A 14728-nucleotide genomic window follows, 5' to 3' on the forward strand; every position below is an offset into this window, starting at 1 on the left:
CCGGCTGGCAAGGCGTTGCAGCCCGCGCGCTGCGATGCGATAGGGCGCAAGTCCGCCGCCATCCCGGCCAGCGGACGAAAGTTGCGGGAATTGCGCGCGTTGCGTTTCGACCTTCTGGCCTGTTGCGCTCTACCTGTCGCCCTGATGGCCGGCGTCGCCGATGCGCAGGACTTGCAGGACCGGGCGGTCGGGCCGCCCCCGCCGTCCTCGCAAGCCACCCCGCCCGGCGCCGACGACCAGGTGCAGTTCAGCGCCAATGCGCTCGAATATGATTACAATGCCGATATCGTCACCGCCACCGGCGACGTGCGCATGTTCCGCCAGGGGCAGCGGCTGCGCGCCGAGCGCGTGGTGTGGAACCGCAAGACCGGGCAGGTCATGGCGAACGGCAATGTCGCGATCACCAACCCGGAGGGCGACGTCGCCTACGGCGATTCGATCGACCTGACCGATTCGCTGCGCGACGGCGTGGTGCACAACATGCTGGTCGTGCTGGATCAGGGCGGCCGCCTCGCTGCGACGGAAGGCACGCGGCATGACGACGGCTCGATCTCACTCAAGCACGCCGCCTATACCGCCTGCCCGGTGACGGATTCGGATGGCTGCCCGAAGGAGCCGAGCTGGAAGATCACCGCGATCAAGGTGCTTTACCGCCCCGATCGCGAGCGCGTCTATTACACCGGCGCGCAAATCCATGTCTTCGGCATCGCCAGCGTGCCGCTGCCGCGCTTCTCGCATCCGGTCGGCGATGCGAACACCAGCGGCCTGCTCAGCCCGTCCTTCCGTCTGAACGGGGTGAACGGGCTGGAACTGGTGACGCCCTATTATTTCGACCTGGCCCGCAACCGATCCGTCACGATCACGCCGCATGTGTTCAGCGCCGTGCTGCCGATGCTGCAGGCCAATTATCAGGCGCTGGAAAGCAACGGGGCGTTCAGCGTGACCGGCTATATCACCGCCAGCCGGCGTAGCGACGACATCTCCGCCGGCCCGGATGCGCCGACCACGATGGCGCTGCGCGGCTATCTCGACGGCGCGGGCAAATTCCAGTTCGACCAGAACTGGAGCCTTTCCGGCTCGCTGCGGCTTGTCACCGACCGCACCTTCCTCCGCCGCTACGACATTTCGAACGACGACCGGCTGCGCACCACGCTGTCGCTGGAGCGGGTGGACCGAGACAGCTATTTCTCGCTCGCCGGCTGGGCGGTGCAGACGATGCGCGTCGGCGACGTGCAGGGGCTGCAGCCAGTCGCGCTGCCCGAGATCGATTACCGCCGCCGCTTCACCGAAGGGCTGCTTGGCGGCGTCGTGCAGGTCCATCTCAACACGCTGGCGATCGCGCGGTCCGCCGGGCAGGACACGCAGCGCGCCTTCACCGAGCTGCGCTGGGACCTGCGCCGCATCACCACGCTGGGGCAGGAAGTGACCTTCACCGCCTATGGCCGGCTGGATGCATACAACACCAGCGACATCGCCGCGACGACGGTTGCGAGCTATCGCGGGCTGGACGGTTTCCGCGCGCGGGGCATCGCCGCGCTGGCAATCGACGTGCGCTGGCCCTTCGTCGGCTCGCTGTTCGGTGGCACGCAGCGCTTCACGCCGCGCTTCCAGATCGTCGCCTCGCCGAAGATCGACAATCTTGACGTGCCCAATGAGGACGCGCGCGCGGTGGACCTCGAGGATTCCAACCTCTTCGCGCTCAACCGCTTCTCGGGCTACGACCGCTGGGAGGATTCGAGCCGCGCGACCTATGGCGCGGAATGGGCGCTGACGCTGCCGGGCTTCACGCTCTCCACCGTGATCGGCCAGAGCTACCGCCTGACCGACCGGCCCTCGATCCTGCCGCCGGGCACGGGGCTGAGCGACCGTTTCTCCGACATCGTCGGCCGCACCGAGCTTCGCTTCCGCGATTTCGTGTCGATCATCCACCGCTATCGCGTCGACAAGGACGATTTCGCGGTGCGCCGCAACGAGCTGGACGCGACGATCGGCTCGCGCTCGAACTACATCATGCTCGGCTATCTACGGCTCAATCGCAACATCACCTCGATCGAGGATCTGCAGGACCAGGAGGAGTTGCGCGTCGGCGGCCGGGTGAAGTTCTCGCGCTTCTGGTCGGCCTATGGCTCCACGGTGATCGACCTCACCAACAGCGCGGCCAACAGCACCGTCCTGCCGACCACCACGAACAGCGATGGCTTCAATCCCGTCCGCCACCGGCTAGGCATCACCTATGAGGACGATTGCCTGACGCTCGGCGCGACGTGGCGGCGCGACTATCAATCGACCGGCGACGCGCGCGCGGGCAACAGCTTTCTCTTGACGCTGGCGTTCAAGAACCTCGGGCGCTAAGCCCAAGTTCAGCAAGCCTGGAGCAGACCCGCGACGCTGCGGAAAATAGGAATCCTATCAGAGTGATGATGCGACGGAACGGAGCGGTGCGATATGGCCGCCTGATCGGGGCGATGCTGGCGGTGGCGGCGGCGACCGCTGCGGTGGGCCAGCAGCAGACGGTGCAGGATCAGTCGGTGCCCGACAATACCGGGCTGGACATTCCGGCCAACCTGCAGATTTTCGGCAAGCTCGATCCGAACATCCGCAAGGCCACCGCGATCGTCAACGACACCGTCATCACCGGCACCGACGTCGACCAGCGCACCGCGCTCATCATGTCGGCGAATAACATCAACCTGAAGGGCGAGGAATATGATCGCCTGCGCCTTCAGGTGCTGCGCCAGTTGATCGACGAAGTGCTGGAGATCCAGCAGGCCAAGACCGCCGACGTGAAGGTCACGCCGGAGGAAATCGACCAGAATTACGCCAATGTCGCGAAGAATTTCGGCAAGACGCCGAAGGAATTCTCCGCCTTCCTGCGCGAGCACGGCTCGTCAGACCGCTCGATCCGCCGCCAGATCGAGGCGGAAATGGCCTGGAGCCGCTATCTCCGCCGCCGCGTGGAGCCGTTCGTCAATGTCGGCGACGAGGAGGTGAAGGCGATCCTCGCCCGGCTGGAGGCCGCGAAGGGCACCGAGGAATTCCACCTCAACGAAATCTACCTCTCCGCCACGCCCGATCGCACCGAGCAGGTCTATGCCCAGGCCCGCCAACTCATCGACGAGATCCACAAGGGGCAGGCGCCGTTCGGCTATTTCGCGCATAATTTCTCCGAAGCCTCGACGCGCGGCGTCAACGGCGATCTCGGCTGGGTGCGCGGCTCGCAGCTTCCCGACGTGCTGGCGGAGGCAGCGGCCCAGATGAAAGTCGGGCAGGTCGCCGGCCCGATCGCCGTGCCCGGCGGCTTCTCGATCCTGTTCCTGGTCGACAAGCGTCAGGTGCTCACCGCCGATCCGCGTGACGCGCGGCTCAGCCTGAAGCAGATGACGATCAAGTTCCCGCCCGGCACGACGCAGGCGCAGGCCAGCGCGCGCACGGCGGAATTCGCCAACGTCACCCATTCGCTGCAAGGCTGCGGCTCGGTCGAGAAGGTGGCGGCGCAGATCGGGGCGGAAGTGGTCGACAACGACACGATCCGCATCCGCGATCTGCCCGCGCCGTTGCAGGAGATCATGCTCCAGCTCCAGGTCGGCCAGGCCAGCCCGCCATTCGGTTCGCCCTCGGAGGGCGTGCGCACACTGGTGTTGTGCGGTCGCGACGAGGCATCGAGCGGGAAGCTGCCCGGCGCGGATCAGATCCAGAGCCAGCTTGAGCAACAGCGCGTGAACCTGCGCGCGCAGCAGGCGCTGCGCGACCTGAGGCGCGACGCGGTGGTGGAATATCGCTGAGGGAAAAACGATGCCGCCGCTAGCGATCTCGATGGGCGACCCGGCGGGGATTGGCCCGGAGATCATCGCCAAGGCATGGAGCGCACGCGACGCGCACGCCCTGCCGCCGTTCGTCGCGGTGGGCGACGCGCGCGCGATCGAGCGCGTATGGCAGGGACCGATCGCGCGGCTCGGCGATCTCCGGCAGGTCGCCGCCGCCTTCGCGGAGGCGCTGCCGGTGCTGACGGTGCAGGATGCCGGCGAGATCGAGCCGGGCGCGCCCGATGCCGATGGCGCCCGCTGCGCTCTCTATTCGCTGGAACTGGCGGTCGGGCTGACGCGCTCGGGCGCGGCGGGCGCGCTCGTCACCGGGCCGGTTTCCAAGGCGCAGCTCTACGGCGTCGGCTTCACCCATCCGGGGCAGACCGAGTTCGTCGCGGAGCGCTGCGGCATCGCTGGCGCCAACGCGGTGATGATGCTCGCGGGGCCAGGGCTGCGCGTCGTGCCGATCACGACCCATGTACCGCTCGATGAGGTGGCGTCGCGGCTGACGGTCGACCTGATCGTCGCCAAGGCGCGCGCGACCGCGCGGGGCCTGCAACGCAACTTCGGGATCGACAATGCCCGGCTCGTCTTCGCCGGCTTCAATCCCCACGCGGGCGAAGGCGGCGCGATCGGGCGGCAGGAGATCGACCTGATCGAGCCGGCCATCGCCATCCTGCGCGGCGAAGGCATCGATGCCCGCGGCCCGTTCGCGGCGGACACGCTGTTCCATCCCCGCGCCCGCGCGCAATATGACGCGGCGCTCTGCTGCTATCACGATCAGGCGCTGATCCCGCTGAAGACTCTGTATTTCGACGAGGGCGTCAACATCACGCTGGGGTTGCCGATCGTCCGCACCTCACCCGATCACGGCACCGCTTTCGCGCTCGCCGGCAAGAACCAGGCCGAGCCGGGCGCGATGATCGCAGCGATCGCGATGGCGGGAGAGGCGGCGGCGCTCCGCGCGGCTTGCCCGGCGGCGTGACCGTGCTTCCGCCGCTGCGCGAGGTGATCGCGCGGCACGGCCTGTCGGCATCGAAGGCGCTGGGGCAGAATTTCCTGTTCGACGCGCAGCTTCTCGCGCGCATCGCCGCGATTCCCGGCAATCTCGCCGATGCGGAGGTGCTGGAGGTCGGCCCTGGCCCCGGCGGCCTGACCCGTGCCTTGCTCGCGGCTGGCGCGCGTGTCATCGCGATCGAGCGCGACCGCCGCTGCCTGCCCGCGCTCGCCGAACTGGGTGACGCCTACCCCGGCCGGCTCAGGGTGATCGAGGGCGACGCGCTGGAGATCGATGCGCGCGCCTTATTTGAAGGTGCGCCGCATATCGTCTCGAACCTGCCCTATAATGTCGGCACCGCGCTATTCGTCGGCTGGCTTTCCGCTGCGTGGCTGCCGTGGTGGAAATCGCTGACGCTGATGTTCCAGCGCGAGGTGGCCGATCGCATCGTCGCGGCGCCGGGCAGCGACGCCTACGGGCGACTTGCCGTCCTCGCGCAATGGCGTTCGTCGGCGCGGATCGCGATGCCGGTGCACCGCTCGGCTTTCACCCCACCGCCCAAGGTGATGTCGGCGGTCGTCCATGTCGTGCCGACGGAAGCGCCCGCTGGCGTGGCGCTTACGATGCTCGAACGGCTGACGGCGGCGGCGTTCGGCCAGCGCCGCAAGATGCTGCGTCAAAGCCTGCGCGGCGTTCCCGGCGCGCTGGAGGCGCTGGAGGTTGAAGGCATCGACGCGACGCGACGCGCGGAAACGGTCAGCGTCGCGGAGTTCGTGGCGGTCGCCCGGCGATTAAGCGCGAGTTGAAGCCGGTTAATCCTTCACCGTCGCGGGCTTTGGCGGCACGACCTGCGCGGTCGCCACCGGCGGCGGCCCCTTGGCGATCACCGCCGCCAGCTCGTTCGCCTGCGGGCATTCGCCCTTGCAGACGGTGCGCAGCTTCGCGAGATTCTCCTTCGCCCGCGCCATCGCGCCCTTGGCGACCAAAGCTTCGCCCTGCCCCTTGAGCGCGACGGGATCGTTCGGCTCCAGCGTCAGCGCCTCGCGATAGAAGCGGATCGACTTGCCCGAAAGCCCGCGCGCCTCGGCCACTTCGGCCAGCACGATGAACGCCTGGCGGTTGCGCGGATCGACCGCCACCGCGGTCTCCAGCGCATCGCTTGCGCCGTCGAGATTGCCGGCAGCCTTGGCCGCGCGCCCTTGCGCCAGCAGCGCCATCGAACGCGCGTCGATCTGGTCGTCGGGGCGCTGGCCGTAGAGCGAGGTCGAGATCGAGACCAGCGCCAGCGAAGCGGCGATGGCGACGGACGAGAAACGCATGATCAGCTCCGGCTTCGGCACGATGTCCATCGGGTTAGCATGGGGCGATGAGGCGTGCGACAAAAAAGCCGTCGGTTCCGTCATGCGCCGGGGTAAGACGGAAACCGGCGCCATGCATGCGGCCGAGCGGCAGCGCTGGCGTTTCCGCCTTCCACCCCGGATGCCGCGCGAGGAAGTCCTCGATCTGCCGCACGCCCTCCTCGTCCAGCAGCGAGCAGACGATATGCACCAACGCGCCGCCCGGCCGGGTCAGGTCCGCGCCGATATCGAGCAAGCGGCGCTGCGTCTCGACCAGCCGCGCAAGCCGCGCCGGGCTGAGCCGCCAGCGCGCCTCCGGATTGCGCCGCCATGTGCCGGTGCCGGAACAGGGCGCGTCGATCAGCACCACATCGGCCGCGCCGCGCAACTCTTCCAGCGCGACGAGCTCGCGGCCGGGATCGAGCAGCACCGTCTCGGCGATCGTCACGCCGGCGCGCGTAGCACGCGGCGCGAGTCGGGCGAGGCGCGCGCGATCGGTGTCGGCAGCCACGACCCGCCCTGCGTTGCGCATCGCCGCCGCCAGCGCGAGCGTCTTGCCGCCGGCCCCGGCGCACAGGTCGACGATAGTCATCCCCGGCTCGACGCGCGCTGCCCCCGCGACGATCTGGCTTCCGGCGTCCTGCACCTCGACCCGGCCGGCGAAAGGCTCGACGTTGGTTCCGGCGAGCAAGCGAAGCGCGTCGGGCACACCGGGAATCGGCGCGGCGTCCGCGATCTCGGCCGCAATTTTCTCCGGCGTGGTCACGAGCGTATTGACGCGCACATCGAGCGGCGCACGCGTCACCAGTGCGGCGATTTCCGTATCGGAAAGCTCCGCCTCTCGCATCCGCTCGACCAGCCACGCGGGGGCGGTGCCCGCAACGGCGACCGGCTCTCCCTCCACGATCGGCGCAGGCCCATGCGGCGAGCCGTCGAAACCGGCGGCGAGTGCCGCGTCGCCCCGCGCGAGCAGCAGCAGCGCCGCGCGGCCCGATGGCGGCGCTTCACCGCAGGCGCGGATCGCGGCGAACACCAGGTCCCTCACCGCCCGTCGATCCTTCGATCCGGCATAGCGCCGCGTCGAGAAATAGCGTTGGACGACCGTATCGGCCGCCGCCCCGCTCTCGCGCGCGGCGACGAGGACGAGATCGAGCACCTCGATCGCCGCCTGGATGCGCGCGGCAGGGGTCATCGTGTGGGGTAGTTCGGCGCCTCGCGCGTGATCGTCACGTCATGGACGTGGCTTTCCTTCAGCCCCGCGCCGGTGATGCGGACGAATTGCGCGCCGCGCTGGAGATCGGGAATGGTGGCCGAGCCGGTATAGCCCATTGCCGCCTTGATCCCGCCGACGAGCTGGTGGATCACCTCGCGCGCCGGCCCCTTATAGGCGACCTGCCCCTCGATCCCCTCCGGCACCAGCTTGAGCTGATCCTTGATATCGCCCTGGAAATAGCGATCCGCCGAGCCGCGCCCCATTGCGCCGACGCTCCCCATACCGCGATAGGATTTATACGCACGACCTTGATAAAGGAAGGTTTCTCCCGGCGCTTCCTCCGTCCCGGCAAGCAGCGAGCCGACCATGCAGGTCGATGCCCCCGCCGCCAGCGCCTTGGCGAGATCGCCCGAGGTGCGCAGGCCGCCGTCCGCGATCACCGGCACGTCGGCCTTCGCCCCGGCCTCCGCGCAATCCATCACGGCGGTGAGCTGCGGCACGCCGACGCCGGCGACGATCCGTGTGGTGCAGATCGAGCCGGGGCCGATGCCGACCTTGATCCCATCCGCGCCCGCGTCGATCAGCGCGCGGGTCGCCTCCGCCGTGGCGACGTTGCCCGCGACGATCTGCACCGAATTGGAGAGCTTCTTCGCCCGCTCGACCGCCGCCGCGACATCGCGGTTATGGCCGTGGGCGGTGTCGATCACGATCAGGTCGCACTCGGCATCGACCAGCGCCTCGGTGCGCGCGAAGCCCTTGTCGCCCACCGTCGTCGCCGCCGCGACGCGCAGGCGGCCGGCGGCATCCTTGGTCGCGTCGGGATAGGTGACCGCCTTCTCGATGTCCTTGACGGTGATGAGGCCGACGCAGCGATAATCCTCGTCCACCACCAGCAGCTTCTCGATCCGGCGCTGGTGGAGCAGGCGCTGCGCCTCCTCCTGCCCGACGCCGCTCCTCACCGTGGCGAGATTGTCGCGCGTCATCAACTCGCTGACCGGCTGGCGCGGATTCTCGGCGAAGCGCACGTCGCGGTTGGTAAGGATGCCGACCAGCTTGCCGCTATTCTCCACCACCGGAATGCCGCTGATGCGATGCTGCGCCATCAGCGCCTGCGCCTCGGCCAAAGTCGCGTCGGGGGCGATGGTGATCGGGTTGACCACCATGCCGCTCTCGAACCGCTTCACCTGCCGCACCGCCGCGACCTGCTCCTCCACCGTCAGGTTGCGGTGGAGCACCCCCAGCCCGCCGAGCTGCGCCATGACGATCGCCATGTCCGCCTCGGTCACGGTATCCATCGCGCTGGAGAGGATCGGGATGTTGAGCGCGATGCCGCGCGTCACCTGCGTCCGCGTGTCCGCCGCGCTCGGCAGCACGCCCGATTCGCCCGGAACCAGAAGGACATCGTCAAAGGTGAGACCGAGTCGAATGTCCATAAGCGTGCCGAATCCTGCTGGGGGTGGAGGAGTGGCGGGCCATGTAACCGCACCGGCGCGGTTTCGCTAGGCCCCTGCCTGCCGCAAGGCTATGATACGCTCTACCGACCGGAGAGGGATGGAGGAATATGGCGACGATCGTGGTGATCCTGCTGCTGGCGCTGGTGCTTTTTTACCTCATGACGAGTATCAAGATCGTCCGGCAAGGCTATCAATATACGATCGAACATTTCGGCCGCTACACGACCACGGCCGCGCCGGGATTCAATTTCTATCCCGCTTTCTTCTATCGCGTCGGGCGGCGCGTGAACATGATGGAGCAGGTGATCGACATCCCCGGACAGGAGATCATCACCAAGGACAATGCGATGATCTCGACCGACGGGGTCGTGTTCTTCCAGGTCCTCGACGCCGCCAAGGCCGCCTATGAAGTGAGCGACCTCTATGTCGCGCTGCTCAATCTCGTCACCACCAACCTGCGCACCGTGATGGGCGCGATGGACCTCGACGAGACGCTATCCAAGCGCGACGAGATCAATGCGCGGCTGCTCTCGGTGGTCGATCACGCGACGACGCCGTGGGGCGTCAAGATCACCCGCGTCGAGATCAAGGACATCCGCCCGCCGCAGGATATCGTCAACGCCATGGCCCGCCAGATGAAGGCGGAGCGCGAGAAGCGCGCCAACATCCTCGACGCGGAAGGTTCGCGTGCCGGTGCGATCCTGCGCGCGGAAGGTGAGAAGCAGGCGCGCATCCTTGAGGCCGAGGGCCGCCGCGAATCGGCGTTCCGCGATGCCGAGGCGCGCGAGCGCGCCGCCGAGGCGGAGGCAAAGGCGACGCAACTGGTCTCCGACGCGATCGAAGCCGGCTCCAGCCAGTCGCTCAACTATTTCATCGCACAGAAATATGTCGACGCGGTCGGCAAGTTCGCCACCTCGCCCAATGCCAAGACGATCCTGTTCCCGGTCGAGGCGACCCAACTCATCGGCACGCTGGGCGGGATCGGCGAACTGGCGAAGGATGCGCTCGCCAGCGCGACCGCGAGCGCGACCCAGACGCCGGCGGAACGCTCCGTGCCGCGAGTCAAGGGATCGTCGACGCCGCAATGATATTCGAGGAGATCGCCCAGCATCTGTCGGCGGCATGGCTCGCCGCCGCGATCCTGCTCGGCATCGCGGAGCTGCTGATACCGGGCATCTTCCTGATCTTCCTCGCGGTCGCCGCCGCGATCACCGGCCTCGCGCTGCTCGCCCTACCGGAACTGCCGCTGATCGCGCAGGTCGGCAGTTTCGCCGCTTGGAGCATCGTATCGGTGACGGTCGGCCGCCGCTGGTATCGCGACTATCCGCTGGAAACGAGCGACCCGATGCTCAACGACCGCGCCGCGCGGGTGATCGGCGCGACGGTGGTGGTGGCGGAGCCGATCGTCGACGGCACCGGCCGCGCCGTGCTGGGCGACGGCACATGGCCGGCGACCGGCCCCGATGCCGCCGCCGGCACACGAATGCGGATCGCCGCCGTGGAGAACGGCGTGCTCCGCCTGGAACCGATAGGTTCAGCCCCGGCCGAACAGCTTCCCGGCCAGCCCGGATAGCAGGCCGCCCGCACCGCCCTCGCCTCCTTCGCCGCCGACCGCGCCGATCATCTGCGCGAACTGGCCGAGCGAGCCTTCGCCGCCGATATGGCCGACAATCTGCTGCAAGGTGTCGGCCGGCAGGCCGGTGGTCTCGGCGGCGGTGTCGACGGTGTCGCCGTCCTGGGTATGGGCATGGCTGAGCGCGGCGATCGCCTGCTCCACCTGATCCTGCGGTAGCCCGACCTTGGCGGCCAGATTGGCCACGTCCACGTTCGACCCGAGCTGGCTCAGAATGGTGTCGATAAGTCCCATCGTTAACCTCGCAAAAACAACCCCCGGACAGCCACTGTAGCAGCGGTCGTCCGGGCGCGCGAGCGCGATCACGCGGGTTGCGAAACCTTCGGCGCGGACCGGCGGACGCCTTCGTCGACATGATCGGCGAATTGCGCGAAATTCTCGTTGAACAGATCGACGAGCCGCGCGGCGGTCGCGTCATATTCGGCCGGATTGGCCCAGGTCGCGCGCGGATCGAGGATCGTCGCATCGACTCCCGGCACGCTCACCGGCACCTTGAAGCCGAAATTCGGATCGGTGCGGAACTCGGCATCGTTCAGGCTACCGTCGAGCGCGGCATTGAGCAGCGCGCGGGTCGCCTTGATCGGCATGCGGTTGCCGACGCCGTATTTGCCGCCCGTCCAGCCGGTGTTGACCAGCCAGCAATCCACCCCGCCCTTGGCGATCCGCTCCTTGAGCAGATTGCCGTAAACCGAGGGGTGGCGCGGCATGAACGGCGCGCCGAAGCAGGTGGAGAAGGTCGCATCCGGGTCGGTCACGCCGATCTCCGTGCCGGCGACGCGCGCGGTGTAGCCGGAGAGGAAGTGATACATCGCCTGGTCCGGCGTCATCTTCGCGATCGGCGGCAGCACGCCATAGGCATCCGCCGTCAGCATCACGATATTGGTCGGCACCCCGCCCATATTCTCTTTCGAGGCATTGGGAATGAAATCGATCGGATAGGCGGCGCGGCTGTTCTCGGCGAGGGTCGCGTCATCGAGGTCGAGCGTGCGCGTCTCCTCGTCCATCACCACATTCTCGAGCACCGTGCCGAAGCGCTTGGTGGTGGCATAGATTTCCGGCTCCGCCTCAGGCGACAGGCGGATCATCTTGGCGTAGCAGCCGCCCTCGAAATTGAACACGGCGGTATCGGACCAACCATGCTCGTCGTCACCGATCAGCGTGCGGCTGGCGTCGGCCGACAGCGTGGTCTTGCCGGTGCCCGAAAGCCCGAAGAACACCGCCGTCGAGCCATCCGCGCCCATGTTGGCGGAGCAGTGCATCGGCATCACGCCCTTCGGCGGCAGCAGATAGTTGAGCAGTCCGAACACCGATTTCTTCATCTCGCCGCCGTAGAGCGTGCCGCCGATCAGGATCAGCTTCTCGGTGAAGTTGACCGCGATCACCGTCTCGCTGCGGCAGCCGTGGCGCGCCGGATCGGCGCGGAAGCTCGGCAGGTCGATGATCGTATAGTCGGCCTCGAAGCCCTTCAGCTCCGACACCTCGGGGCGCACCAGCATCGTGCGGATAAACAGGTTGTGCCACGCAAGCTCGTTGATGACGCGGACGCGCACGCGGTGCGACGGCTGCGACCCGCCGTAGAGGTCCTGGACGTAGAGATCGTCCTTGTCGGCCAGCGCGGCGAGGAAATCCGCCTTGAGCGCGGCGAAATGCGCCGGCTCCATCGCCTTGTTGGTCTTGCCCCACCACACGGTGTCGGCGGTCTCGGCATCCTTGACGATGAACTTGTCCTGCGCGGACCGGCCGGTATGCGCGCCGGTCTTAACCACCAGCGGGCCTTCGGCGGCCAGTTCGCCCTCGCCGCGCCGGATCGCCGCTTCGACGAGGCGGGCCGTGCCGAGATTCCAGTGCAGCGCCGCGCGGGTGCTGATCCCCTGGGCCTCGAGGCCGGCCGCCGGAATACGATCGCTCACAAGCAACTCCCCTAAAAACCTAAGTATCACGCGCCCCCCGCATGAGAACGCGACGTCTCCGGCTCGCATAGAATTAGCGGTCCGCCCCGTCAAACCACGCGGGCATTGAGCCTGTGCCGTCTTTGCACTAGTCGGCTGTCTCATGACGGCAACGATCGCGCTCGTCGACGACGACCGGAATATCCTCACTTCGGTCTCGATCGCGCTTCAGACCGAGGGCTTCCTCACCCGTGTCTATTCGGATGGGGAGACCGCGCTGAAGGCGCTGATCGACAACCCGCCCGATCTCGCCATCTTCGACATCAAGATGCCACGGATGGACGGGCTGGAGCTGCTCCGCCGGCTGCGCGAGAAAAGCCAGATCCCGGTGATCTTCCTCACTAGCAAGGACGACGAGCTGGACGAGGCGCTCGGCCTCGCGATGGGGGCGGACGATTATATCGCCAAGCCGTTCAGCCAGCGCCTGCTGATCGCGCGCATCCGCGCGATCCTGCGCCGCGCGGAACTGACGCAGGCGCCGGAAGGGACGGAGACCGAGGCGCAGGGGCCGCTGGAACGCGGGCGGCTGGTGATGGACCCCGCGCGCCACCGCGTCACCTGGGGCGGCGCGGCGGTCACGCTGACGGTCACGGAATTCCTCATCCTCGAGACGCTCGCCCAGCGCCCCGGCATCGTGCGCACCCGCAATCAGCTCATGGATGCGGCCTATCAGGACGACATCTACGTCGACGATCGCACCATCGACTCGCATATCAAGCGGGTGCGGCGTAAGTTCCGCGAGGTCGATCCCGAATTCGACGCTATCGAGACGCTCTATGGCGCCGGATACCGTTTCTCCGAGGAGTGAGGGCAGCGATCTCGCGCTGCGCTGGTCCGGCCGGGTTTCGCTGACCCGCCGCATTCTTGCGGTGAACATCTTCGCGCTGTTGCTGCTGGCGGGGGGATTCTTCTACCTCGATTCGTATCGCGTCCGCATCCTCGACAACCGCACCGAGCAGGCGATGCGCGAGGCGCGGCTGATCGCGGAGGCGTTGCAGGCCGTCACGCCGAAGCTGCGCGATCCACTGATCGTCCAGCTCGCGCAGGATACCGGCACGCGCATCCGCCTGTTCGGGCCGGACGGCAAGCTGATCGTGGACAGCCGCGCGCTGGGCAAGCGCAACTTCCAGCTCCTCGATCCGGACAAGGACGACAGCGGGCAGCGCATCGCGCGCTTCCTCGATGCCGGGATCGACACCGTGGTCGGCGCGGTGCGCGCGCCGCTCTATCGCGAGCATAATGAGGGGCGCGACTGGCCCGATGTGCGCACCGCGCAATCCGGCCATGCCGCCGCGACCGTGTGGCGCGCGCCGGATCGCACGCCGGTCATCACCGCCGCCGCCCCGATGCTGGACGGCGCGGCGGTGATGACTGCGGTCAACGCGCGCGACATCACTCAGACGGTGCGCGTGGAACGATATCGCCTGAGCCTGGTGCTGCTGACGGTGACGATCGTCTCGATCCTGGTGTCGCTGTTCCTCGCACGGACGATCGTCCGCCCGCTGCGACGGCTGGCGCGCGCGGCGGTCCGCGTCAGGCTGGGCCGCGCGCGCGAGGTGGTGGTGCCGCGCCTCCCTGCGCGCAAGGACGAGATCGGGATGCTCGCCCGCGCGCTTTCCGACATGAGCCTCGCGCTGCGCGCCCGGATCGACGCGACCGAGGCGTTCGCGGCGGACGTGACGCACGAGCTGAAGAACCCGCTCGCCTCGCTCCGCTCGGCGGTCGACGGCCTCGGTCATGTCAAGGACCCGGAATTGCAGGAGCGGCTGCTGTCGATCGTGCGCGAGGACGTCCACCGGCTCGACCGGCTCATCACCGATATCTCGGAGGCCTCGCGGCTCGACGCGCAGCTAAGCCGCGCCAAGTTCGAGCCGGTCGACGTGGGCACGATGATCGAGGGCATGGTCACGCAGCGACGCGAGCGCGGGATAGAGCGCGGCGTGCGCATCCGCTTCGACCGCCCCGCCGGGGAGCGCCTCATCGTCTCGGGCGAAGGCGCGCGGCTGGAGCGTGTGTTCGAGAACCTGATCGACAACGCCCTCTCCTTTTCCCCGGACAGCGGCCTGATCGCGATCGCCGCGCGCCCGCTAGACGGTGAGCTGGAAGTGGTGGTGGAGGACGAAGGCCCCGGCGTGCCGGAGGATGCGCGCGAGGCGGTGTTCCGCCGCTTCCAGTCGATCCGCCCGCACAGCGAGGCGTTCGGCCAGCATTCGGGTCTCGGCCTCGCTATCGCGCGGACGATCGTGGAGGGGCATCAGGGGGCGATCGAGGTGCGGGATCGCAAGGACCGCCTGAGCGGCGCGCGCTTCGTCGTGCGCCTGCCGCTGGCGGAAGGAGGCTGA

13 protein-coding genes are annotated in these 14728 nt (G+C 67.9%); 8 read left to right on the top strand and 5 right to left on the bottom strand.

Translation table 11 applies throughout. The features are described from left to right. Positions 1 to 144 precede the first annotated feature (144 nt). The 4 genes from lptD to rsmA all read left to right on the top strand — a co-directional run bounded on the left by lptD (position 145) and on the right by rsmA (position 5606). Complete coding sequence (gene lptD / locus F9288_RS16010; protein ID WP_174839127.1) at positions 145 to 2352, top strand: LPS-assembly protein LptD; 2208 nt, start codon at positions 145 to 147, stop codon at positions 2350 to 2352. Positions 2353 to 2417: 65 nt separating this feature from the next. Beyond that, positions 2418 to 3782: a peptidylprolyl isomerase gene (locus F9288_RS16015; protein ID WP_174837705.1), complete on the top strand. Its 1365-nt coding sequence runs from the start codon at positions 2418 to 2420 to the stop codon at positions 3780 to 3782. A 10-nt stretch (positions 3783 to 3792) separates the two neighbouring features. After that, positions 3793 to 4788: a 4-hydroxythreonine-4-phosphate dehydrogenase PdxA gene (pdxA, locus tag F9288_RS16020; RefSeq protein ID WP_174837706.1), complete on the top strand. Its 996-nt coding sequence runs from the start codon at positions 3793 to 3795 to the stop codon at positions 4786 to 4788. Then, entirely contained in the window at positions 4785 to 5606 is an 822-nt protein-coding gene (rsmA, locus tag F9288_RS16025; protein WP_174837707.1) for a 16S rRNA (adenine(1518)-N(6)/adenine(1519)-N(6))-dimethyltransferase RsmA, read from the top strand. Before pdxA ends, rsmA begins: the two co-directional genes overlap by 4 nt. 6 nt (positions 5607 to 5612) lie before the next feature. Here rsmA and F9288_RS16030 read toward each other — a convergent pair whose 3' ends face one another. From F9288_RS16030 to guaB, 3 genes are read right to left on the bottom strand one after another with little or no spacing between them, the layout of a single operon-like run. Beyond that, the gene (locus F9288_RS16030; protein WP_174839128.1) at positions 5613 to 6119 is read right to left on the bottom strand and encodes a M48 family metallopeptidase; all 507 of its coding nucleotides are present in this window, start codon (positions 6117 to 6119) and stop codon (positions 5613 to 5615) included. 34 nt (positions 6120 to 6153) lie between these two features. Next, on the bottom strand, positions 6154 to 7329 hold the full coding sequence (locus F9288_RS16035; RefSeq protein WP_174837708.1) for an RsmB/NOP family class I SAM-dependent RNA methyltransferase: 1176 nt from the start codon (positions 7327 to 7329) through the stop codon (positions 6154 to 6156). Beyond that, positions 7326 to 8783 carry an IMP dehydrogenase gene (gene guaB / locus F9288_RS16040; RefSeq protein ID WP_174837709.1) on the bottom strand — a complete coding sequence of 486 codons (1458 nt, stop codon included), beginning with the start codon at positions 8781 to 8783 and terminating at the stop codon, positions 7326 to 7328. Before guaB ends, F9288_RS16035 begins: the two co-directional genes overlap by 4 nt. A gap of 128 nt (positions 8784 to 8911) precedes the next feature. Here guaB and F9288_RS16045 point away from each other — a divergent pair, with 128 nt between their 5' ends. Together F9288_RS16045 and F9288_RS16050 are read left to right on the top strand one after the other, a co-directional pair. Next, positions 8912 to 9892: an SPFH domain-containing protein gene (locus F9288_RS16045; RefSeq protein WP_254620911.1), complete on the top strand. Its 981-nt coding sequence runs from the start codon at positions 8912 to 8914 to the stop codon at positions 9890 to 9892. After that, positions 9889 to 10377, top strand: a complete 489-nt coding sequence (locus tag F9288_RS16050) for an NfeD family protein (RefSeq protein ID WP_174837710.1) — start codon at positions 9889 to 9891, stop codon at positions 10375 to 10377. Before F9288_RS16045 ends, F9288_RS16050 begins: the two co-directional genes overlap by 4 nt. Here the strand turns inward: F9288_RS16050 and F9288_RS16055 are convergent. Next, on the bottom strand, positions 10339 to 10671 hold the full coding sequence (locus F9288_RS16055; protein ID WP_174837711.1) for a hypothetical protein: 333 nt from the start codon (positions 10669 to 10671) through the stop codon (positions 10339 to 10341). The two genes, F9288_RS16050 and F9288_RS16055, sit on opposite strands and share 39 nt — an antisense overlap. A gap of 68 nt (positions 10672 to 10739) precedes the next feature. Next, complete coding sequence (locus tag F9288_RS16060) at positions 10740 to 12347, bottom strand: phosphoenolpyruvate carboxykinase (RefSeq protein WP_174837712.1); 1608 nt, start codon at positions 12345 to 12347, stop codon at positions 10740 to 10742. A 142-nt stretch (positions 12348 to 12489) separates the two neighbouring features. Here F9288_RS16060 and F9288_RS16065 point away from each other — a divergent pair, with 142 nt between their 5' ends. After that, a complete protein-coding gene (locus tag F9288_RS16065; protein WP_174837713.1) occupies positions 12490 to 13194 on the top strand; it encodes a response regulator transcription factor in 705 nt (234 codons plus the stop codon). Continuing rightward, a complete protein-coding gene (locus tag F9288_RS16070; protein ID WP_174837714.1) occupies positions 13163 to 14728 on the top strand; it encodes a stimulus-sensing domain-containing protein in 1566 nt (521 codons plus the stop codon). Before F9288_RS16065 ends, F9288_RS16070 begins: the two co-directional genes overlap by 32 nt.

Source organism: Sphingomonas sp. CL5.1 (genome assembly GCF_013344685.1).
Taxonomy (GTDB): Bacteria; Pseudomonadota; Alphaproteobacteria; order Sphingomonadales; family Sphingomonadaceae; genus Sphingomonas.